This is a genomic window from Endozoicomonas gorgoniicola, from assembly GCF_025562715.2.
Lineage (GTDB): Bacteria > Pseudomonadota > Gammaproteobacteria > Pseudomonadales > Endozoicomonadaceae > Endozoicomonas_A > Endozoicomonas_A gorgoniicola.
This window is the reverse complement of record NZ_JAPFCC010000001.1, coordinates 4505875-4532149: the sequence shown is the minus strand read 5'-3', so window position 1 is coordinate 4532149 and position 26275 is coordinate 4505875. Positions and strand designations below refer to the sequence as shown.

The 26275-nt window shown below is 51.8% G+C and carries 1 protein-coding gene; it reads right to left on the bottom strand.

Going from position 1 to position 26275, the window contains the following annotated elements; translation table 11 throughout:
- Positions 1-124: 124 nt before the first annotated feature.
- Positions 125-26218 carry a VCBS domain-containing protein gene (locus NX722_RS20335; protein WP_262564683.1) on the bottom strand — a complete coding sequence of 8698 codons (26094 nt, stop codon included), beginning with the start codon at positions 26216-26218 and terminating at the stop codon, positions 125-127.
- Positions 26219-26275: the final 57 nt, after the last annotated feature.

Sequence of the window (26275 nt, the reverse complement as noted above, 5' to 3'; positions counted from 1 at the left end):
ATGCCAGATTCAAACAAAGCGACTTTGTTGCAACTTTCATCAACAACTCAAACGTCAACGACTGAACAGTGACCCACGCAGGTATGGACAGCCAGACATTGATTGAATAGCCACTACAGGTCGATTATTGATCAATCTGCAAATTACCATCATCCAGCAAGTTACTGATGATTTCAGAGTCCGTACTGCCCATGGAGGATAAATCGACACCTTTCAGTGTCACCTTTTGAGTCACATCACCATTAGCTTCACTGCTGATTTCTACGGTTGTGTCACCATCGGCAAAATTAAAGTGCAGGTACTCATCCAGCTGATGGTTTTCTTCATCCACCAGTACATCACTGAGATCAAGCACGTCACCACCCTGCCCGGCGTGGAAATCCGTAATCGTGTCTTCTGCCGGGCTGGCTGCCGTACCCACATCATCCGCATGCCAGATAAAGCTGTCCGAACCGTCGCCTCCGGTCAGGATGTCATCCCCTCCACCACCAGTCAGGATGTCATCTCCTGTGCCACCGATCAGCGTATCACCACCATCTCCGGCTTCAACAATATCTGCGCCACCAGTGCCGTGAATGACTTCCGACTGATCGGTTCCGGTGAAGTTATCAGATAATGAACCTTTCACATTCAAGGAGAATGTCTGTGCCTGGCTGCTCAGGTTGCCATCGCTGACGATAAAGTTAAAGCTGCTGCTGACATCGGTATCGGTTGTCGGTGATACGTAGGACAGATTTTCTATATCTGCCACAGTAATGACCTGGTCAGCGGTAACAGCTGCACCACTCAACATTAACGAACCGGATGCAGGCAGTGCCGTAATGGTAACCGATTGCAGCGTCTCGCCAGCGTCATCATCACTGAAATTAAAGTCACTTGCCTTGAAGGTGTAACTGTCATTCTCACTGAGAAGCAAGGTGTTATCGCTGGCTTCGGGCGCATCGTTGGTATCGGTCACATAAACGGTGTAGTCCCGGGTAGAGCTGGCACGGCCATCACTGGCCTCAACCGTCACGGTATGGCTGGTTGCAGCCTCGTGATCAAGCAGCGCGCCATTCGCTACGGTGATTTCACCTGTTGTAGCGTTTATGGCAAAGCGTCCACCGGCGTCGTCTGTCAGCGAATAAGTAATGCTGTCATTCTGTACATCCTGAGCCGATACTGTGCCAACCACGCTGGCATCAGCACTGTTTTCCTCAATATGCAGGGCATCGTTCAGCTGGTTATCAACATCACTGACCATAAAGACTGCTTTGACTTCCTCAGCACTGAGGGCTTTGTCAAACACAGCAAACTCATCAATGGCACCATCAAGATAACCATCATACCACCAGTTGCTCTTACCGATGTAGTTATTGTTCCGAACCGCCTCAGTGATTACTACACCGTCTCGTGCTTCAACCAGTTCACCGTCTTTATAGACGCTCATGGTGCCATCAGCAGCAAAGGTCGTCGTGACGTGTACCCACTCACCAGCTGTGAAGAAGTCCGGTATTTCAAACGTGAACGAACCTGCATTTGGATCATTAATAACATGAAGAGCCAGTGCATTGCTGGTGCCAGCATGACCTAAAAATATATTGTTATCACCCTGTCCATCACCAAATTCATAAATCCGGGACCAGCTCTGGGCAAAACTGTCGAACCGTACCCAGGTAGACACGGTCATGGCTCCACCGGTTTCCAGCCCGCCTATTTCAGCCGCACCACTGGTTCCATTCATTTCCAGGGCTGTACCTGAGCCATCATAACCAGTTCCCTGAGTAGCACTGCCACTCAGCGTCAGGTTATGCCCGTTTCCTGTGGCATCATCATTGTCGTCAAAGCTATAAGCTGCCACTACTTCATCAATTAAGACATGAGAGTCCAGTAAGGGCGGGTCATTGACTTCAGTCACTTCGATAGACCAGAGTACCTCAGTTGTCTCAGAACCATCCGACAGCGTAATCTCTACGGCCAGAGAGCCAATATCCTGCACCTCCGGTGTACCACTGAAGGTTCGGGTGGCTGCATCAAAGCTTAACCAGTCTGGTAACGGGTCACCATTGGGCAGGCTGGCAGAGAACGTAATGGTATCGCCGTCCGGATCGTTAAAGGCTTCGGCAGGCAGTGTGTAAGTGAACAGAGCTTCTGCTGAAGCGAACGGTTCAGTCAGGGCTGTGACCACTTCTGGCGCGTCATTAACAGCTGCGACATCAATAACCGCGCTACCTGCGGTATCGACAGAACCGTCATTAACGTTGTAGGTAAATTCAATATCGTTGCCATTGAAGTCCGCAGCCGGCGTAAACGTCCAGGTGCTGTCGCCATTGTCCACCAGAGTGCCATGACTGTTATCAGCCAGTGCAAGACTGTTGACGCTTAAAGTATCGCCATCAACGTCGGATGCGTTGGCTAACAGCTGGTCTTTGGTGATAACAATCGCGGTATCTTCGTTGGTGCTGCCAAGGTCAACCTGTGTTGTGACGGTAGCGTCGTTCACTCCCGTCACCGTTACCGTTACCGTCGCAGTGCTGGAGTCGCCCTGTGAATCCGTCACCCGGTAGTCAAAGGTCACATCTCGTGTGGCACCCTGCGCCAGATCCTGGAAATCTGCACCGGGGTGAAAGCTGTAGCTGCCATCGGCATTAATGGTGACACTGCCTTCCGCCGGTTGGGTTTCAACGCTGTAAGTCAGGGTGTCGCTGGTATCATGGTCAATAGCTTCAAGCTGCCCCACAATGCTGCCACCATCTTCCGTAGCCGATAGAGTGCCACTTAATGCTTCCGGAACCCGGTTAACATCAATGGTTAAGGTAGTACTGGCGGTGTCAGTACCATCAGAAACGGTATAGGTGAAGATATCCTGCAGACTGTCTGACTCAAACTCCTGCTTGAGTGCGTTGACTTCCTGATGGCTCAAGGCGCGGTCGTAGAGGCGTGCTTCGTCGATACGGCCATTGAAGCCATAGTCTTCAGACGAGACGCTGTCACCATCATGAAATTTAGTATTTCCGATCAGGCTACCAAAGCTTCCGTAATCATGGGATGCCATCAGAGAGGCTGTAGACGAGCCGATAGACTGCCCCTCTAACCAGGCTTCCATTGTATTGTTATCCGCATTCAGAACCAGGGCGACCTGATGCCATTGCGATGAATCCAGACCACTGATATCAGCACTGATCCAGGCACCATCCCAGCCATTTGAATCTGACCATGCCCCCACATAAAGTGTGCCGTTATCGATGTAAATGTTATAGCCGCTGGCGGCTCCTCCCTCTTGGTAAACAACCTGCCGGCCACTCAAGTCATTGTCAGCATCCAGCTGGAATTCAAAGTTAATCGTGCGCTGGTTTTTACTGCCATCGTAGTGACTTATTTCTACGGAACTATCGAAGGATGCCCGTGAACTGCCGCCATCAAACTCCATCGCCCCGCCATTGACGCCATCTCCCACAAAGAGTGCACCCTCCTGCAGAGTCATGTCATCAGCTTCTGCATCACCCGGGGCTATATCACTGGCAACAGAACCGGATGCCTCGTCAAAGGTCCAGTGAGCAATCAGGTCAGACTCAAGGTCGAGATCAAGGGATGCTGGTGTATAAGTCCAGTTACCGTCCTCTGCGATGGTCAGGTCACCAAAGACTCCGGCAATCACCGTTGAGCCAGATACTGCCGTACCATTCACATCAGAAACGGTCAGGCTGTCACCATCTTCGTCTGAATCATTGCTCAGTACACTAGTGGCTCCGGTAATGGTCTGACCGCCACCACTGGCATTGCCTGAATCTGTGTCTCCAATTAGATCCGGTGCATCATTGATATCGTTCAGACGGACCGTAATGTTTTTATCAGAGAACAGACCTCCCGAATCCGTTACCCTGATGGTCAGGCTATGCTCATTGATGGCTTCGAAGTTCAGGTCTGCACCTTCAGCCACAGAAACCTCACCAGTGAGGCTGTCTATTACAAACCGCCCACCCGCATCGTCGGCCAGTGAGTAAGTAAGCGTATCGCCAGTGTCGACATCTGTAGCTGAGCCATCCAGTATCAAAGTACCTGCCGTAGTATTTTCATCCACTGGAAATTCGTTCCGGGCGGCATTGTAAAGTTCTGTTGCTTCGGCATCCGTGAAGGCTCTGTCGAAGATTTGAACATCGTCCAGCTCGCCTTTAAAACCATAAAGAGCTGAAAAACGATTACCACCAATAGTCATGCCCTGATGAATATTGGCATTTGCAGGCCTGGTACCGTTGCCAAAAACAAAACCCATATCCTGAGTTATCCCGTCGATGCGCAGAGTCGACTGGGTTGAGTCGCCATCATGGAAAGTCGCCGTAATATGGTGCCATTCATTCGCCAGCCCGACAGAACCTTCCGGCAAACTCAACTGATTAAAAGAAGTTCCGAATATTTCATTATTACCCGTATTGAAACCAATGCGCCCTGACTGGATCCAGAGGGCGTAAGACCCAAACGTAACCGGCATCACATTGCTGCTTCCATCCCATTTCATCCAGAAGCTAACCGTGACATCTGACGCTTCGGCATCGACACCGGTGCTCGCTACCTGAATTTCCTGAGTACCGTCAAAGTGGGCATGCCCTCCGTCCTTCGACTCACCAACGCCTTCCTCCAGAGTACCCACAGCAGTACCTTCCAGCCCCGCCACCGTATCGGTGATCGTTGAAGTTGTGCTGGTAATGTTATCCAGAGTGAAATGAGCCACCAGTTCGGCAGGTTTAAACACAGGTGCGTCATTCACAGCGATGACATCGATAACCGCACTGGTAGCAGTATCCTCTGAACCATCATTGACGTTGTAACTCAATTCAATGTCATTGCCATTAAAATCAGCTGCAGGGGTAAACGTCCATGTGTCATCACCGTTATCCACCAGAGCACCATGACTGCTATCAGCCAGTGCAAGACTGTTGACGCTTAAGGTGTCGCCATCAACGTCGGATGCGTTGGCTAACAGCTGGTTTTTGGTGATAACAATCGCGGTATCTTCGTTGGTACTGCCAAGGTCAATCTGAGTTGTGACGGCGGCATCGTTAGTGCCATTGATAGTGATCTCAATATCGTGCGTGGTGTTATCAACAGATTTAATAGTGATAGTTTCCGTCAGGCTGTCACCATCACCAAGAGCCTGGATGACTGATTGGCTGTTATCCGCTGAATAGCTCCAGTTGCCATTGGCATCAATGGTCAGAGAACCGTAAGTACCTGAAACCGTTTCTGCCACAAACGCCGACTCACCAGCATCGACATCGGTGATATCCAACTTACCTGATGTTCCCAGTGTTGCGCCGCTGTCTTCCGTAACGGCATAGGCATTTGTCAGCCCTGCATAAGCGCTGAAGTCATTGTTGCTGACTGATTCATAGAGCTCTGTAACACCATCTGCATCCAGACTGTGATTCAGAAGAATCAGGTCGCTCATTGACCCATTGGTGTTGGCCTCATTAAAGTTGCTTTCACCAATGTAACTGTTAGTCCGAACCATGTCGTTCGGTGTATGACCATTAGCATTTTCGCCCATTAATGCGCCATCTTTATACAGACGCATGTGACCGTTGTCGTCGATCGTCAGAGTGACATGGAACTCTTCACCCAGTTCGTAGAAGTTTTCGACTCTGAGTATTTCTACATCATTGGAACCCCGATAAATATCAACCGCCAGTGTTCCCTGGCTGGTGGTACCGATTATAATATTGTCCGATCCTGCACCGTTACCAAAATCGACAATACGCGCCCAGCCATGGAAGCTGTCGAAGGTAAACGACGTTGCGATAGTGATTGCACCGCCCATCTGGATGGCACCGAGGTTGCCTCCGGCACCATTTAGGTCAACCGCACCATTGGCAATAACAGCACCATTGCCAAAGGTCGCATCGTGATTATGACCGGAAATGTCGCTGTTGCTGCTCATGTCATAGGCTGCAACCACATCCGGATTAGGCACTGCGACTTCGGTAATCACGGCAGTGTCATTAACACCGGTGACAGTGATACTGACATCAGCAGACGAACTTAAGGCACCGTCGCTGGCAGTAACAGTCACCTGAAGGGTGCCAATGTCGGCATCATCCGGTGTACCACTGAAGGTTCGGGTGGCGGCATCGAAGCTTAACCAGTCAGGCAATGGATCGCCGTTATTGAGACTGGCCGAGTAGGTAATGCTGTCACCGTCTGCATCTGTGAAGGCATTCGCATCAATGGTATAGGAGAATGCGGTTTCTTCCGCCGTCGTCTGATCTTCCAGAGTACCTGTCAGCTCGGGCGCATCGTTGGTGCCATTAATGCTAATAACGATGTCTTTAGCAGTGCCATCCAACGAGTGAACGGTGATGGTGTCAGTCAGGCTGTCACCATCGCCCAGCGCCTGGATAGCGCTCTGGGTGTTGTCGGCTTCGTAGTTCCAGTTGCCATCAGCATCAATAGTCAGTGAACCATAACTGCCAGAAACTGTTTCCGCTGAGAAGACGGCTTCGCCAGTATCAACATCGGTGATATCGAGCTTGCCGGAAGCGGTTAAGGTCGCTGCGTCGTCTTCAGTGACTGCGGCAGTCTCTACGCCACTAATCACTGCAACATCGTTAGTGCCGTTAATGGTGACAGTGATGTCCTTGCTTGTGCCATCCACCGACTGAACGGTGATGGTGTCAGTCAGGCTGTCACCGTCGCCCAGTGCCTGGATGGCTGACTGGGTACTGTCAGCTTCGTAGCTCCAGTTGCCGTCGGCGTCGATGGTGAGATCGCCGTAAGTACCAGAAACGGTTTCCGCTGAGAAGACAGCTTCGCCAGTATCAACATCGGTGATATCGAGTTTGCCGGAAGCGGTTAATGTGGCTGCGTCGTCTTCAGTGACCGAGCCGGACTCTGTGCCGCTGATCACTGCAACATCGTTGGTGCCGTTAATGGTAACGATGATGTCTTTGGTCGTACCATCCACCGACTGAACGGTGATCGTGTCGGTCAGGCTGTCACCGTCGCCCAGTGCCTGGATAGCGGTCTGGGTGTTGTCGGCTTCGTAGTTCCAGTTGCCATCAGCATCAATAGTCAGTGAACCATAGGTTCCAGAAACTGTTTCTGCTGAGAAGGCAGCCTCGCCAGTATCAACATCGGTGATATCGAGCTTGCCGGATGCCGCTAATGTGGCTGCGTTGTCTTCGGTGACCGAGCCGGACTCTGTGCCACTGATCACTGCAACATCGTTAGTGCCGTTAATAGTGACGGTAATGTCTTTGGTCGTACCGTCCACCGACTGAACGGTGATCGTGTCTGTCAGGCTGTCACCGTCGCCTAATGCCTGAATAGCTGTCTGGGTATTGTCGGCTTCGTAGTTCCAGTTACCATCAGCATCAATAGTCAGTGAACCATAAGTGCCAGAAACGGTTTCCGCTGAGAAGACGGCTTCGCCAGTATCAACATCCGTGATATCGAGTTTGCCGGAAGCGGTTAATGTGGCTGCGGCGTCTTCAGTGACCGAGCCGGACTCTGTACCGCTGATCACTGCAGCATCGTTGGTACCGTTGATGGTGACGGTAATGTCTTTGCTCGTACCATCCACCGACTGAACGGTGATCGTGTCGGTCAGGCTGTCACCGTTGCCCAGTGCCTGGATAGCGGTCTGGGTGTTGTCGGCTTCGTAGTTCCAGTTGCCATCAGCATCAATAGTCAGTGAACCATAGGTTCCAGAAACTGTTTCTGCTGAGAAGGCAGCCTCGCCAGTATCAACGTCGGTGATATCGAGTTTGCCGGATGCCGTTAATGTGGCTGCGTCATCTTCAGTGACTGCGGCAGTCTCTGCGCCACTAATCACCGCAACATCATTGGTGCCATTAATGGTAATAACGAGGTCTTTAGCTGTGCCATCAACGGACTGAACCGTGATGGTGTCAGTCAGGCTGTCACCGTCGCCCAGTGCCTGAATAGCTGTCTGGGTATTGTCGACTTCGTAGCTCCAGTTGCCGTCGGCGTCGATGGTGAGATCGCCGTAAGTACCAGAAACCGTTTCCGCTGAGAAGACAGCCTCGCCGGTATCAACATCGGTGATATCAAGCTTGCCGGAAGCGGTTAATGTGGCTGCGTCGTCTTCAGTGACCGAGCCGGACTCTGTACCACTGATCACCGCAACATCATTGTTGCCATTAATGGTAATAACGAGGTCTTTAGCTGTGCCATCAACGGACTGAACCGTGATGGTATCTGTCAGACTGTCACCGTCGCCCAGTGTCTGGATAGCATTCTGGTTATTGTCGGCTTCGTAGCTCCAGTTGCCGTCAGCGTCGATGGTGAGATCGCCGTAAGTACCAGAAACTGTTTCCGCTGAGAAGGTGGCTTCGCCGGTATCAACATCCGTGATATCGAGCTTGCCGGATGCCGTTAATGTGGCTGCGTCGTCTTCAGTGACTGCGGCAGTCTCTGCGCCACTAATCACCGCAGCATCGTTGCTGCCGTTAATGGTAACGATGATGTCTTTGGTCGTACCGTCCACCGACTGAACGGTGATGGTGTCTGTCAGGCTGTCACCGTCGCCCAGTGCCTGAATAGCATCTTGGGTGTTGTCTGCTGAATAGCTCCAGTTGCCATCGGCGTCGATGGTAAGATCGCCATAAGAACCAGAAACGGTTTCCGCTGAGAAGGTGGCTTCGCCAGTATCAACATCGGTGATATCGAGCTTGCCGGATGCCGTTAATGTGGCTGCGTCGTCTTCAGTGACCGAGCCGGACTCTGTGCCGCTGATCACTGCAACATCGTTGGTACCGTTAATAGTGACGGTAATGTCTTTGGTCGTACCGTCCACCGACTGAACGGTGATGGTGTCGGCCAGGCTGTCACCGTCGCCCAGTGCCTGAATAGCATTCTGGGTATTGTCGGCTTCGTAGCTCCAGTTACCTTCTGCATCAATGGTCAGGTCGCCGTAAGTGCCGGTGATGGTTTCTGCAGTAAAGCTTTCTTCACCCGCATCAGCGTCGGTAATATCCAGCTTGCCAGAGGTCGCCAGTGTCGCAGCGTTGTCTTCTGTGACGGCATAGTCGGTGGTTAATGCTGAGTAAGCACTGAAGTCGTTGTTGCTGACCGATGTGTAGAGGTCATTGACGCCATCAGCATCAAGACTATGGTTCAGCAGTATCAGGTCGGTCATGGAGCCGTCGGTATTGGCTTCTGCCCAGTTGCTTTGACCAATGTAACTGTTGGTGCGAACCAGGTCGTTCGGTGTATGACCATTGGCATTTTCGCCCATTAATGCGCCATCTTTATACAGACGCATGTGACCGTTGTCGTCGATCGTCAGAGTGACATGGAACTCTTCACCCAGTTCGTAGAAGTTGTCTACACTGATGCTTTTAACACTTCTGGCACCCCGATAAATATCAACCGCCAGTGTTCCCTGGCTGGTGGTACCCATTATAATATTGTCCGATCCTGCACCGTTGCCAAAATCAACGATACGCGCCCAGCCATGGAAGCTGTTGAAGGTAAACGACGTTGCTATGGTGATTGCACCGCCCATCTGGATGGCACCAAGGTTGCCTCCGGCACCATTTAGGTCAACCGCACCATTGGCAATAACAGCACCATTGCCAAAGGTCGCATCGTGGTTATGACCGGAAATGTCACTGTTGCCGCTCATGTCATAGGCTGCAACCACATCCGGATTAGGCACTGCGGCTTCGGTAATCACGGCAGTGTCATTAACACCGGTGACAGTGATACTGACATCAGCAGACGAACTTAAGGCACCGTCGCTGGCGGTGACGGTCACCTGAAGGGTACCAAGGTTGGCATCATCCGGTGTACCACTGAAGGTTCGGGTGGCGGCATCGAAGCTTAACCAGTCAGGCAATGGATCGCCGTTATTGAGACTGGCCGAGTAGGCAATGCTGTCACCCTCTGCATCCGTGAAGGCATTCGCATCAATGGTGTAAGAGAATGCGGTTTCTTCCGCCGTCGTCTGATCTTCCAGAGTACCTGTCAGCTCGGGCGCATCGTTGGTGCCATTAATGCTAATAACGATGTCTTTAGCAGTGCCATCCAACGAGTGAACGGTGATGGTGTCAGTCAGGCTGTCACCGTCGCCCAGTGCCTGGATAGTGGTCTGGGTATTGTCCGCTGAGTAGCTCCAGTTGCCATCAGAGTCGATAGTCAAAGAACCATAAGTTCCGGTCACCGTTTCGGCGGTAAAGCCAGCTTCACCAGCGTCTTCATCAGCAACAGTCAAGGCACCGGAAACGGTCAAAGTGGCAGCATTATCTTCTGTGACGGTAGCGGCATTGGTGCCGTCAATCACGGCTGTCTCACTGATATCGTTAACGCTCAGGGTATAACTCTTTTCTGTCACACCACCGTTACCGTCGTCCACCTGCACGGTGACGGTATGTGAGGCATCTGCCTCATGGTTCAGCAGGGAGCCGTCTGCAACACTGATCTCGCCAGTAGCAGCATCGATGGCAAACCGTCCGCCTGCATCATCTGTCAGGCTGAAGGTCAGTGTGTCGTTTTCAGTATCCGTCGCACTGACCTGGCCAACAACAGTGCCGTCAGAGCTGTTTTCATCAACCCTCAGGTAGAGACGGTCGGCATTAATGTCTACATCGGTGCCGGAGAGGTTATCCACAAAGCCCGATACGGTCTCTCCACCGTTAATGGAAATATCCTTTATGCCATATCCCGATTCATCACCGGATGTGGCAACAGGTTGAGAAGTACCGGAGGTATCAAGATATGTGGCTTGCTGGGCTTCTGTCAGGCCATCCCATACGCTGGTCTCGGTGTATTTAGCTTGGAGTGTCTTGACCGTCAGGGTGCCACTGTCGTTCTCAGCGATCTCAATCTGAACCGCTTTTATATGGGGAGAGCCCGGTCTGGCTATCCAGAGCGACTCGCCTAACTGATAATTCTCCGGGAATGTGTAGCTACCGGAACCCTCGCCTAAACTGCCTCCCGCCCAGGTGAAGTCCAGTTGAACCAGGCCGACAGGAGCAAAGTCCGGTCCGTCATTCACTGCCGTCACATCAATAACGGCACTGCCTGCGGTATCCCCGGAGCCATCGTTTATGCTGTAGGTAAATTCTATATCGTTACCATTGAAGTCAGCAGCAGGCGTAAACGTCCAGGTGTCGTCGCCATTGTCCACCAGAGAACCATGACTGTTATCAGCCAGTGCAAGACTGTTGACGCTTAAGGCGTCGCCATCAACGTCTGATGCGTTGGCTAACAGCTGGTCTTTGGTGATAACAATTGCGGTATCTTCGTTGGTGCTGCCAAGGTCAACTGTGCTGGTCACAGCTGCATCGTTCACCGCACGCACATCAATCAGGGCATTGCCTGCAGTATCCGCTGTGCCGTCGTTGACGTTATAGGCAAAGGCAACATCGTTACCATTGAAGTCAGCCGCAGGTGTAAACGACCAGGTGTCGTCACCATTATCTACCAGAGTGCCATGACTACTATCAGACAGTACAAGACTGTTGACGTTTAAAGTGTCGCCATCAACGTCTGATGCGTTGGCTAACAGCTGGTCTTTGGTGATAACAATTGCGGTATCTTCATTGGTGCTGCCAAGGTCAACTGTGCTGGTCACAGCTGCATCGTTCACCGCACGCACATCAATCAGGGCATTGCCTGCAGTATCCACTGCGCCGTCGTTGACGTTATAGGTAAAGGCTACATCGTTGCCATTGAAGTCAGCAGCAGGCGTAAACGTCCAGGTGCTGTCACCGTTATCCACCAGTCTGCCCTGACCCGTATCAGCCAGAGCCAGACTGTTAACACTGAGGCTATCACCGTCTACATCGCTGGCATTGGCCAGCAATTGCGCCTCGGTGATGATGATGGCCGTGTCTTCATCCGTGGTACCCAAGTCTACGGTGCTGGTTACGGCCACATCGTTTATCGCACGCACATCAATCAAAGCATTGCCTGCAGTATCCACTGTGCCGTCGTTGATGTTATAGGTAAAGGCTACATCGTTGCCATTGAAGTCAGCAGCAGGCGTAAACGTCCAGGTACTGTCACCGTTATCCACCAGGGTACCCTGACCCGCATCAGCCAAGACTAAACTGTTAACGCTGAGGCTATCACCGTCCACATCGCTGGCATTGGCCAGCAATTGCGCTTCGGTGATGACAATAGAATTACCTTCATCAGTGGCACCCAAGTCTACCGTGCTGGTCAACGCTGCATCGTTAGAATCGGTTACATAAACGGTATAAGTTTGGGTTGAGCTGGCACTGCCGTCACTGGCCTCAACCGTCACCGTATGACTGTCCGCCACCTCATGATCAAGCAGTGCGCCATTGGCTACGGTGATTTCACCCGTTGACGCATCAATAGCAAAACGTCCGCCAGCGTCGTCTGTGAGCGAGTAGGTAACACTGTCGTTATCTTCATCCTGAGAGGACACAGTGCCAACCACTGTCGCATCGGCACTGTTCTCCTGAATGTGCATTGAGTGACCGAGCTGGTTATCGACATCACTGGCCATAAAGACCGCCTGTACTTCAGCGGCACTGAGCGCTTTGCTGTAGACCGCAAACTCGTCGACAGCACCATCCAGGTAACCATTCTGATCCCAGTTACTCTTACCGATGTAGTTATTGTTCCGAACCATTTCAGTAGGGACAATGCCTGCCATTTCTCCCGCCAGCTCACCGTTTTTATAGAGACTTATGGTGCCATCATCGGCTATGGTCGCTGTAACGTGTACCCACTCACCCACCGTGAAAAAGTCCTGAACCGCAACCTGAATCCCACCTACGTTCGGGTCGTTGACAATATGGAGGCGAAGGTCGTCATTGTTACGCGCCAACAGAATATTGTTATCAGCTTGCCCATCACCAAAATCAAAAATTCGGATATAGTTTTGGTTGAAGTTGTCATACCTTACCCAGGTAGACACCGACATAGCTCCACCTGTCACCAACCCTTCAATTTCACCGCCACCGCTAGTGCCATTCATTTCAAAAGCGGTACCCGAACCATCATGACCCGTTCCCAGGGTGGCACTGCCACTCAGGGTCAGGCTATGCCCGTTGCCAGTGGCATCGGTGGTATCGTCAAAGCTGAAAGCCGCTGTGACTTCGTCAATTAATACATGGGAGTCGAGCAACGGTGCATCATTGATATCGTTAACGCTCAGGGTGTAACTCTTTTCTGTTACACCACCATTACCGTCGTCCACCTGTACGGTGATGGAGTGTGAGTCCTCTGCCTCATGGTTCAGCAGGGAGCCGTCTGCAACACTGATCTCACCTGTGCTGGCATCAATAGCAAACCGTCCGCCTGCGTCATCGGTCAGGCTGAAGGTCAGTGTGTCGTTATCAATATCCGCTGCATTGACTTGTGCAACCACGGCTCCGTCAATACTGTTTTCATCAATGCGGAAATGATAGGGAGGCACTACATCCTGACCGGTGATGGTGTCCACAAAGCCTGTTACCACTTCGCCGCCATTTATGGAGATATCTTTTATGCCATAACCAGACTGACTGTCGGATGTTGAAACAGAAAAAGGTATGCCTGATGTATCAAAATACGTGGTTTGCTGGGCTTCCGTAAGACCATTCCATACACTTGTATCTGTGTATTTAGCTTGCAGAGTCCTGACTGTCAGGGTGCCACTGTCGTTCTCATTAATCTCGATCTGAACCGCTTTTGTATGGGTATTATCCGACATGGTTAACCAGACGGATTCACCCATCTGGTAGTCATCCGGGAATGCATAGCTACCCGCTGAGTTACCGATACTGCTGCCACCCCAGGTAAAGTCCAGCTGATCCGGAGCCGGGCTGGTCACATCAGGTGCGTCATTAACAGCTGCAACATCAATAACTGCACTACCTGCGGTATCGACAGAACCATCATTAACGTTGTAGGTAAACGCAACATCATCACCGTTAAAGTCAGCAGCCGGCGTAAACGTCCAGGTGTCGTTGCCATTGTCCACCAGAGAGCCATGACTGTTATCAGCCAGTGCAAGACTGTTGACGCTTAAGGTGTCGCCATCAGCGTCGGATGCGTTGGCTAACAGCTGGTCTTTGGTGATAACTATCGCGGTATCTTCGTTGGTGCTGCCAAGGTCAACCTGTGTTGTGACGGCAGCGTCATTGACGCCGTTAATAGTGACGGTAATGTCCTTACTCGTACCATCAACCGACTGAACGGTGATGGTATCGGTCAGGCTGTCACCGTCACCCAGCGCCTGGATAGCTGACTGGGTGTTGTCAGCTTCGTAGCTCCAGTTGCCGTCGGCGTCGATGGTAAGGTCGCCATAAGAACCGGAAACGGTTTCCGCTGAGAAGGCAGCTTCGCCGGTATCAACATCGGTGATATCGAGTTTGCCGGAAGCGGTTAATGTGGCTGAGTCGTCTTCAGTGACTGCGGCAGTCTCTACGCCACTAATCACCGCAGCATCGTTAGTGCCGTTAATAGTGATGGTGATGTCTTTACTCGTACCATCCACCGACTGAACGGTGATGGTGTCTGTCAGGCTGTCACCGTCGCCCAATGCCTGAATAGCATCTTGGGTGTTGTCTGCTGAATAGCTCCAGTTGCCGTCGGCGTCGATGGTAAGGTCGCCATAAGAGCCAGAAACCGTTTCCGCTGAGAAGACAGCCTCGCCAGTATCAACATCGGTGATATCGAGCTTGCCGGAAGCGGTTAATGTGGCTGCGGCGTCTTCAGTCACCGAGCCGGACTCTGTACCGCTGATCACTGCAGCATCGTTGGTACCGTTGATGGTGACGGTAATGTCTTTGCTCGTACCATCCACCGACTGAACGGTGATCGTGTCGGTCAGGCTGTCACCGTCGCCCAGTGCCTGGATGGCTGACTGGGTACTGTCGGCTTCGTAGCTCCAGTTGCCGTCAGCGTCGATGGTGAGATCGCCGTAAGTACCAGAAACCGTTTCCGCTGAGAAGACAGCTTCGCCGGTATCAACATCGGTGATATCGAGTTTGCCGGAAGCCGTTAATGTGGCTGCGTCGTCTTCAGTGACTGCGGCAGTCTCTGCGCCACTAATCACCGCAGCATCGTTGCTGCCGTTAATGGTGACAGTGATGTCCTTGCTTGTGCCATCCACCGACTGAACGGTGATGGTGTCAGTCAGGCTGTCACCGTCGCCCAGTGCCTGGATAGCGGTCTGGGTGTTGTCGGCTTCGTAGTTCCAGTTACCATCAGCATCAATAGTCAGTGAACCATAGGTTCCAGAGACGGTTTCCGCTGAGAAGACAGCCTCGCCGGTATCAACATCGGTTATATCGAGCTTGCCGGAAGCGGTTAATGTGGCGGCTTCGTCTTCAGTAACCGAGCCAGACTCTGTACCGCTGATCACTGCAACATCATTGGTGCCGTTAATGGTAACGATGATGTCTTTGGTCGTGCCATCCACCGACTGAACGGTGATCGTGTCGGTCAGGCTGTCACCGTCGCCCAGTGCCTGGATAGCTGACTGGGTGTTGTCAGCTTCGTAGCTCCAGTTGCCGTCGGTGTCGATGGTAAGGTCGCCATAAGAACCAGAAACTGTTTCTGCTGAGAAGGCAGCCTCGCCAGTATCAACATCGGTGATATCTAGTTTGCCGGAAGCGGTTAATGTGGCTGCGGCGTCTTCAGTGACTGCGGCAGTCTCTGCGCCACTAATCACTGCAACATCGTTAGTGCCGTTAATAGTGACGGTAATGTCTTTGGTCGTACCGTCCACCGACTGAACGGTGATGGTGTCTATCAGGCTGTCACCGTCGCCCAGTGCCTGGATAGCGGTCTGGGTATTGTCAGCTTCGTAGCTCCAGTTGCCGTTGGCGTCGATGGTAAGGTCGCCATAAGAGCCAGAAACGGTTTCCGCTGAGAATGCTGCCTCGCCGGTATCAACATCGGTGATATCGAGCTTGCCGGAAGCACTTAAGATGGCTGCGTCGCCTTCAGTGACCGAGCCGGACTCTGTGCCGCTGATCACTGCAACATCGTTGGTACCGTTAATAGTAACGGTGATGTCCTTGCTTGTGCCATCCACCGACTGAACCGTGATGGTATCTGTCAGGCTCTCACCGTCGCCCAGTGTCTGGATGGCTGACTGGGTACTGTCGGCTTCGTAGCTCCAGTTGCCGTCAGCGTCGATGGTGAGATCGCCGTAAGTACCAGAAACCGTTTCCGCTGAGAAGACAGCCTCGCCGGTATCAATATCGGTGATATCGAGCTTGCCGGATGCCGTTAATGTGGCTGCGTCGTCTTCAGTGACCGAGCCAGACTCTGTACCGCTGATCACTGCAACATCATTGGTGCCGTTAATGGTAACGATGATGTCTTTGGTCGTGCCATCCACCGACTGAACGGTGATCGTGTCGGTCAGGCTGTCACCGTCGCCCAGTGCCTGGATGGCTGACTGGGTACTGTCGGCTTCGTAGCTCCAGTTGCCGTCAGCGTCGATGGTGAGATCGCCGTAAGTACCAGAAACCGTTTCCGCTGAGAAGACAGCTTCGCCGGTATCAACATCGGTGATATCGAGTTTGCCGGAAGCACTTAAGGTGGCTGAGTCGTCTTCAGTGACTGCGGCAGTCTCTACGCCAGTAATCACCGCAACATCGTTAGTGCCGTTAATAGTGACGGTAATGTCTTTGGTCGTACCATCCACCGACTGAACGGTGATGGTGTCGGTCAGGCTGTCACCGTCGCCCAGTGCCTGAATAGCATTCTGGGTATTGTCGGCTTCGTAGCTCCAGTTACCTTCTGCATCAATGGTCAGGTCGCCGTAAGTGCCGGTGATGGTTTCTGCAGTAAAGCTTTCTTCACCCGCATCAGCGTCGGTAATATCCAGCTTGCCAGAGGTCGCCAGTGTCGCAGCGTTGTCTTCTGTGACGGCATAGTCGGTGGTTAATGCTGAGTAAGCACTGAAGTCGTTGTTGCTGACCGATGTGTAGAGGTCATTGACGCCATTAGCATCAAGACTATGGTTCAGCAGTATCAGGTCGCTCATGGAGCCGTCGGTATTGGCTTCTGCCCAGTTACTTTGACCGATGTAACTGTTGGTTCGCACCACATCATTGGGTGTATGGCCGTTGGCGTTTTCACCCATCAGTACGCCGTCTTTGTACAGGCGCATATGACCATTGTCGTCAACGGTCAGTGTGACGTGGAACTCTTCTCCCAGTTCGTAGAAGTCATTGACCCTGAGGAATTTGGCACCTTCGCCACTGCGGTAAATGTCAACGCCCAGCGACCCTTCACTGGTAGTGCCTATGAGTATGTTGTCTCCGCCACCGCCGTTACCAAAATCGACAATACGCGCCCAGCCATGGAAGCTGTCGAAGGTAAACGACGTTGCGATAGTGATTGCACCGCCCATCTGGATGGCACCGAGGTTGCCTCCGGCACCATTTAGGTCAACCGCACCATTGGCAATAACAGCACCATTGCCAAAGGTCACATCGTGATTATGACCGGAAATGTCACTGTTGCTGCTCATGTCATAGGCTGCAACCACATCCGGATTAGGCACTGCGACTTCGGTAATCACGGCAGTGTCATTAACACCGGTGACAGTGATACTGACATCAGCAGACGAACTTAAGGCACCGTCGCTGGCGGTGACGGTCACCTGAAGGGTACCAAGGTCGGCATCATCCGGTGTACCACTGAAGGTTCGGGTGGCGGCATCGAAGCTTAACCAGTCAGGCAATGGATCGCCGTTATTGAGACTGGCCGAGTAGGTAATGCTCTCACCCTCTGCATCTGTGAAGGCATTCGCATCAATGGTGTAAGAGAATGCGGTTTCTTCCGCCGTCGTCTGATCTTCCAGAGTACCTGTCAGCTCGGGCGCATCGTTGGTGCCATTAATGCTAATAACGATGTCTTTAGCAGTGCCATCCAACGAGTGAACGGTGATGGTGTCAGTCAGGCTGTCACCGTCGCCCAGCGCCTGGATAGCGCTCTGGGTGTTGTCGGCTTCGTAGTTCCAGTTGCCATTAGCATCAATAGTCAGTGAACCATAACTGCCAGAAACGGTTTCTGCTGAGAAGGCAGCCTCGCCAGTATCGGTATCGCTGACAGTCAGTGTACCGGAAGCGGTTAATGTGGCCGCATCGTCTTCCGTTATCGAGGCGGTATCAACGCCACCAATCACTGCCGCATCGTTGGTGCCGTTGAGGGTAATGACGATATTGTGCGTGGTGTTATCGACGGACTTAACCGTGATGGTTTCTGTCAGGCTGTCACCGTCGCCCAGTGCCTGAATAGCTGTCTGGGTATTGTCGGCTTCGTAGCTCCAGTTGCCGTCGGCGTCGATGGTGAGATTACCGTAAGTACCAGAGACAGTTTCCGCTGAGAAGACAGCCTCGCCGGTATCAACATCGGTGATATCGAGCTTGCCGGATGCCGTTAATATGGCGGCTTCGTCTTCAGTAACCGAGCCAGACTCTGTACCGCTGATCACTGCAACATCATTGGTGCCGTTAATATTGATGGTGATGTCTTTACTCGTACCATCCACCGACTGAACGGTGATGGTGTCTGTCAGGCTGCCACCGTCGCCCAGTGCCTGAATAGCTGTCTGGGTATTGTCGACTTCGTAGCTCCAGTTGCCGTCGACGTCGATGGTGAGATTACCGTAAGTACCAGAGACAGTTTCCGCTGAGAAGACAGCCTCGCCGGTATCAACATCGGTGATATCAAGCTTGCCGGATGCAGTTAATATGGCGGCTTCGTCTTCAGTAACCGAGCCAGACTCTATACCGCTGATCACCGCAACATCATTGTTGCCATTAATGGTAATAACGAGGTCTTTAGCTGTGCCATCAACGGACTGAACCGTGATGGTATCTGTCAGACTGTCACCGTCGCCCAATGCCTGAATAGCATCTTGGGTGTTGTCTGCTGAATAGCTCCAGTTGCCGTCGGCGTCGATGGTGAGATTACCGTAAGTACCAGAGACAGTTTCCGCTGAGAAGACAGCCTCGCCGGTATCAACATCGGTGATATCGAGTTTGCCGGATGCAGTTAATATGGCGGCTTCGTCTTCAGTAACCGAGCCAGACTCTGTACCGCTGATCACCGCAACATCATTGTTGCCATTAATGGTAATAACGATGTCTTTAGCTGTGCCGTCAACGGACTGAACCGTGATGGTATCTGTCAGACTGTCACCGTCGCCCAATGCCTGAATAGCATTCTGGGTATTGTCGGCTTCGTAGCTCCAGTTGCCGCCGGCGTCGATGGTGAGATTACCGTAAGTACCAGAGACAGTTTCCGCTGAGAAGGCAGCCTCGCCGGTATCAACATCGGTGATATCGAGCTTGCCGGATGCCGTTAATGTGGCTGCGTCGTCTTCAGTGACTGAGGCTGCCTCTGTGCCGCTAATCACCGCAACATCGTTGCTGCCGTTGATGGTGACCGTGATGTCTTTACTCGTACCATCCACCGACTGAACGGTGATGGTGTCAGTCAGGCTGTCACCGTCGCCCAGTGCCTGGATAGCGCTCTGGGTGTTGTCGGCTTCGTAGTTCCAGTTGCCATCAGCATCAATAGTCAGTGAACCATAGGTTCCAGAAACTGTTTCTGCTGAGAAGGCAGCCTCGCCAGTATCAACATCGGTGATATCGAGCTTGCCGGATGCCGTTAATGTGGCCGCATCGTCTTCCGTTATCGAGCCGGTATCAACACCACCTATGACGGCCGCATCGTTGGTACCGTTGAGGGTAATGACAATATCGTGCGTGGTGTTATCAAAGGACTTAACCGTGATCGTTTCCGTCAGGCTGTCACCATCACCCAGTGCCTGGATAGCTGACTGGCTGTTGTCTGCGGAATAGCTCCAGTTGCCACTGGCATCAATGGTCAGGGAGCCATAACTGCCGGTGATGGTTTCTGCGGCGAAGCTGGCTTCGCCAGTATCGGTATCGCTGACAGTCAGCGCACCAGAAGCGGTTAATGTGGCTGCGTCGTCTTCCGTTATCGAGGCGGTATCAACACCACCAATCACTGCGTCATCGTTGGTACCGTTGAGGGTAATGACGATATCGTGGATGGTGTTATCAAAGGACTTAACCGTGATGGTTTCTGTCAGGCTGTCGCCATCACCCAGTGCCTGGATAGCTGATTGACTGTTGTCTGCGGAATAGCTCCAGTTGCCGCTGGCATCAATCGTCAGGGAGCCATAACTGCCGGTGATGGTTTCTGCGGCGAAGCTAGCTTCGCCGGTATCCGTATCAGAAACGGTCAACGCACCGGAAGCGGTTAATGTGGCTGCGTCGTCTTCCATGACAGAGGCGGTATCAACACCACCTATGACGGCCGCATCGTTGGTACCGTTGAGGGTAATGACAATATCGTGCGTGGTGTTATCAAAGGACTTAACCGTGATCGTTTCCGTCAGGCTGTCACCATCACCCAGTGCCTGGATAGCTGACTGGCTGTTGTCTGCGGAATAGCTCCAGCTGCCACTGGCATCAATGGTCAGGGAGCCATAACTGCCGGTGATGGTTTCTGCGGCGAAGCTGGCTTCGCCGGTATCCGTATCAGAAACCATCAGCGCACCAGAAGCGGTTAATGTGGCTGCGTCGTCTTCCGTTATCGAGGCGGTATCAACACCACCAATCACTGCGTCATCGTTGGTACCGTTGAGGGTAATGACGATATTGTGCGTGGTGTTATCGAATGACTTGATGCTGATGGTTTCCGTCAGGCTGTCACCGTCGCCCAGTGCCTGGATAGCTGATTGACTGTTGTCTGCGGAATAGCTCCAGTTACCGCTGGCATCAATCGTCAGGGAGCCATAACTGCCACTGACCGTTTCTGCGGCGAAGCTGGCTTCGCCGGTATCGGTATCGCTGACAGTCAGCGCACCGGAAGCGGTTAATGTGGCCGCGTCGTCTTCCGTTATCGAGCCGGTATCAACACCACCTATGACGGCCGCATCGTTGGTACCGTTGAGGGTAATGACAATATCGTGCGTGGTGTTATCAAAGGACTTAACCGTGATCGTTTCCGTCAGGCTGTCACCATCACCCAGTGCCTGGATAGCTGACTGACTGTTGTCTGCGGAATAGCTCCAGTTGCCACTGGCATCAATGGTCAGGGTGCCATAAGTGCCACTAATCGTTTCTGCAGTAAAGCTGGCTTCGCCGGTATCGATATCAGAAACGGTCAACGCACCAGAAGCCATTAATGTGGCCGCGTCGTCTTCCGTTATCGAGGCGGTATCAACACCACCAATCACTGCCGCATCGTTGGTGCCGTTGAGGGTAATGACGATATTGTGCGTGGTGTTATCAAAGGACTTAACCGTGATGGTTTCCGTCAGGCTGTCACCGTCGCCTAGCGCCTGGATAGCTGACTGGCTGTTGTCTGCGGAATAGCTCCAGTTGCCACTGGCATCAATGGTCAGGGTGCCATAAGTGCCACTAATCGTTTCTGCAGTAAAGCTGGCTTCGCCGGTATCGATATCAGAAACGGTCAACGCACCAGAAGCCATTAATGTGGCCGCGTCGTCTTCCGTTATCGAGCCGGTATCAACACCACCAATCACTGCCGCATCGTTGGTACCGTTGAGGGTAATGACGATATTGTGCGTGGTGTTATCAAAGGACTTAACCGTGATGGTTTCCGTCAGGCTGTCACCGTCGCCCAGTGCCTGGATAGCTGACTGACTGTTGTCTGCGGAATAGCTCCAGCTGCCACTGGCATCAATGGTCAGGGAGCCATAACTGCCGGTGATGGTTTCTGCGGCGAAGCTGGCTTCGCCGGTATCCGTATCAGAAACCATCAGCGCACCAGAAGCGGTTAATGTGGCTGCGTCGTCTTCCGTTATCGAGGCGGTATCAACACCACCAATCACTGCGTCATCGTTGGTACCGTTGAGGGTAATGACAATATCGTGGATGGTGTTATCAAAGGACTTAACCGTAATGGTTTCCGTCAGGCTGTCTCCGTCGCCCAGTGCCTGGATAGCTGACTGACTGTTGTCTGCGGAATAGCTCCAGTTACCGCTGGCATCAATCGTCAGGGAGCCATAAGTGCCGCTGACCGTTTCTGCGGCGAAGCTGTCTTCGCCAGTATCGGTATCGCTGACAGTCAGTGTACCGGAAGCGGTTAATGTGGCCGCATCGTCTTCCGTTATCGAAGCGGTATCAACACCACCAATCACTGCCGCATCGTTAGTACCGTTGAGGGTAATGACGATATCGTGCGTGGTGTTATCAAAGGACTTAACCGTAATGGTTTCTGTCAGGCTGTCACCATCACCCAGTGCCTGGATAGCTGATTGACTGTTGCCTGCGGAATAGCTCCAGTTACCGCTGGCATCAATCGTCAGGGAGCCATAACTACCACTGACCGTTTCTGCGGCGAAGCTCGCTTCGCCGGTATCGGTATCGCTGACAGTCAGCGCACCAGAAGCGGTTAATGCGGCTGCGTCGTCTTCCGTTATCGAGGCGGTATCAACACCACCAATCACTGCCGCATCGTTGGTGCCATTGAGGGTAATGACGATATCGTGGGTGGTGTTATCAAAGGACTTAACCGTGATGGTTTCTGTCAGGCTGTCACCGTCGCCCAGTGCCTGGATAGCTGATTGACTGTTGTCTGCGGAATAGCTCCAGTTGCCACTGGCATCAATGGTCAGGGAACCATAACTACCACTGACCGTTTCTGCAGCGAAGCTGGCTTCGCCAGTATCGGTATCAGAAACGGTCAACGCACCAGAAGCGGTTAATGTGGCCGCGTCGTCTTCCGTTATCGAGGCGGTATCAACACCACCAATCACTGCGTCATCGTTGGTACCGTTGAGGGTAATGACGATATCGTGGGTGGTGTTATCAAAAGACTTAACCGTGATGGTTTCCGTCAGGCTGTCACCGTCGCCCAGTGCCTGGATAGCTGACTGACTGTTATCCGCCGAATAGCTCCAGTTGCCACTAGCATCAATGGTCAGGGAGCCATAACTGCCAGTAACTGTTTCTGCAACGAAGCTGTCTTCACCTTCGTCCTGTTCCGTTAGATCCAGAATGCCATTGGTTGTCAGCATACTGGCATCGTCTTCTGTGACACTGCTAGCATCTTCACCGTCGATAAGGGCGGCTTCACTCTGGTCGGAAATATCAACCGTGTAGTTTCTGGTGGTGACTCCACCCTCGCCATCGCTGATTTTTACCGTGATAGAGTGACTGGCACTGTCTTCGTGATTCAGGCGGGAACCATCGGCAACAGTGATTTCTCCGGAACTGCTGTTGATAACAAAGCGTCCGTCAGCATCGTTTGTCAGGTTGTAGGTCAGAGTATCGCCTTCAATGTCGGTGGCATTGATGGTCGCAACCACTGAGCCATTGACACTGTTTTCTTCAATGATCAGGTTATTGTTATCAGCGTAGCCATCAACGACAGGAGCATCGTTGACCGGTGTAACATTGAAACCAAAACTGACAGCTTCAGAAAGAAGCTCTCCGTCGCTGACTTTAAATTCAAAGGATGCATAGTTCGCACCATTTTCATGAAGGTCCGGCTCAAATTTTAAACGTCCTGCAAGAAGATCAAGCTTTGATACATCCTGGCCAACGGTAATCTCTGAACCGTTGTATAACAGCTTCCCTGCAACAGGAAGCTCAGCAATCTGTATACGCTCAAAGGCATCCCCGGTATCAATATCGGTGAATGCAAAATCACTGGATGAGAAAATATAGGGCGTATCTTCATCAATCGTTGCTGCAGTACTGACCGTTTCAGGAGCATCATTAACCGGAATCAGATCAACATGCAGACTCTTGGCGACGGAAGCTGTTTCTCCGGTTGCAGACTCAGTGGTTGTAGAAGTAAATGTCAGCGTAAAGTCTGTATTGCTGTTAGCCGGGGGCGTCATTTGCAACTGGTTGAGCTGCCAGTTGCTGATATCAAGATCACTGCCGTCAGACGTAACAGTGTTGGTGCCATCTGTTAAAACGCTGTCAGCAGGCAAACCTGACAGTTTTAAACTGATGCTTTCGGAACCGTCAGTGTCTACCAGAGACTGAGTTAGCTCTAATGATAAGGGTACATCCTCAAGGCTGCTGATGCTGTAGTCATAAGCGGGGTCTGAGTAAACTGCCGCAGCATCTGGAAGATTCAACGACAGCTCAGCAGCATCGACAACCGGGGTGACAGAGAAGGTAAATGCCTGAGGGAATGATGAAAGCTCACCGTCGTGTACCCGAAACTGGAAGCTGGAATAATCCGTAGCACTTTCATGGGCATCAGGCAGGAAGGTCAGCTTGCCCGCTTCGATGTCTGCACGACTGATTTCATCACCGGCACTGATTGCACGACCATCCAACTCAATAACACCTTTGGCGGGCAGCGCGTCAATAAATACCGATTCAAGAATGTCTCCATCATCCGTATCGCTGTAGGGAAAATCGGTAAGTTTAAAGCGATACAGGCTGTCTTCCGGTATGGTTTGAGAACTGGCGGAAGTTTCGGGTGCTTCATTAATGTCATTGACATTGACAGTAAATGGCTCAGTAAAAGCAGCTCCGTTGTTATCTGTCGTGGTAACGTTAACGGTGACGGTTTCTTCTGTTTCATGGTCAAGGAAGATACCGGTTTTTAGCCGGAGTTCGTTATCTACAATTTCAAACCGGTTATCATCCACTGTGTAGGTATGAGTATCAGAAACATCAATATCTGTAGTTGAGAGAGTGCCTATAACAGCGCCTGTAGCATTTTCATCAACGGCAGTATTGCTAAGCTGTACGTCTTCAGGTGCATCGTTGCGACCTTCGATCGTTACTGAGGCGGTCTGACTGACCGTTTCACCATGACCGTCATCAATGTCATAGGTGTATTCGAGTGTTTCTGATTCACCTTCCGCCAGATGGTCATAATTGGACGCATCCAGTGACAGGTTATTGCCATCGTCCGAAATACTGATGCCTACCGGATCACCGGCGGTCAGCTGCAAGTTCACCACATTGATCGTATCTGTACCATCAACATCGCTGGCACCTGCGAGTAAATCAATATCCTGTAATGCCGAGTTCTGGTCAGTACTCAGTACAATGGCATTATCAATCACCGGAAGGTCATTACTTCCCGCCAGAGTAATGGTAGCGGTTTGGGTGGTGTAATCTCCCTGTGGATCCGTTACCCGGTATTCATAGGTAAGGGTTTCTGTCTCTCCGACAGCAAGATACTTATAAGCCTCAGGATCAATAACCAGCTCAGAACCATTTTCACCGATGTTGATGCCAGCTTCATTACCGGAAACCAGTCGTAGGCTGGTGACTGAAAGTTCATCAGTGACATCCATGTCACTGGCATTCTGCAGGAGGTTCAAGTTAATGCTGGCATCATTCTGAGTGGCATCAAGAATGATCGGCGCCTCTACCTCAGGTGTATCATTGACGCCTTCTATTTTGATCTCAACGGATGATTGACTCGTGTTTCCCTGGGGATCGGTTACCGCAAAAACAAAAGTAACTGTCTGGCTTTCACCTTCTGCCAGATATTCAAAATCGCCCTCAGGACTGAATTCAAACGAACCATCAGCAGCAATACTAAGAGAACCGGCTTCTGGCGGCGAAACCAGCGAGAACGTCATTATTTCATCAGGATTCTCATCCGTTGCATACAATTGCCCCTTAAGCACAGAGGCATCTTCGGTGGCAACCATTTCGGAGCTTTGGGCTATTGGCTTGTAGGAAATTCGATCAGCTTCTTCAGCTTCCTCGGCTTCCTCTTCGAGCTGATCACCAGGCTGGCTGGTAGCAGCCGAAGTCTCCTCTGAGCCAGTAGCTGCTAATGAAGGGTCATCATCAGGATTTAACTCTCTCTGCAAAATCCCTTCATTCTCAATAATCGGTATATCAAGGGGTTTTCGCTGAATCGTTACAACATCAGAACTTCCTTCATCAGATGATCCCGGCTCATCGCCTGCGGAGGCAGCCTGTGCAATCGCGGCAGGGTCAGCGCCCTCTGCAATAGCAGCCTGAACTTCCTCAAAAGACAGATCCTCATCAGGTTCATCATTCGTTGTGGACAGCATGCTATCAGTGAGAATAAGTTGCTGCTGTGCACCCAGTTCCATGACCTGGTTGCTGGCTGTTGTAATAACAACAGACCCCCCATTCTCCGTAACAACCCGGTCATTAAGATAAACTTTTGACCCTTTTTCGAGAACTTTTTTAGTTCCATCCGGTTTAATAACAATGACTGTACCTGTAGCCGCTGTGATTTCACCGATAACAGGCGTAGAGCTTCCAGAGTTAGAGTTCATAGTGTTTATGCTCACTCTCAATCCATAGGAGCAATGGGAATTCGAATTAAGCGTTGT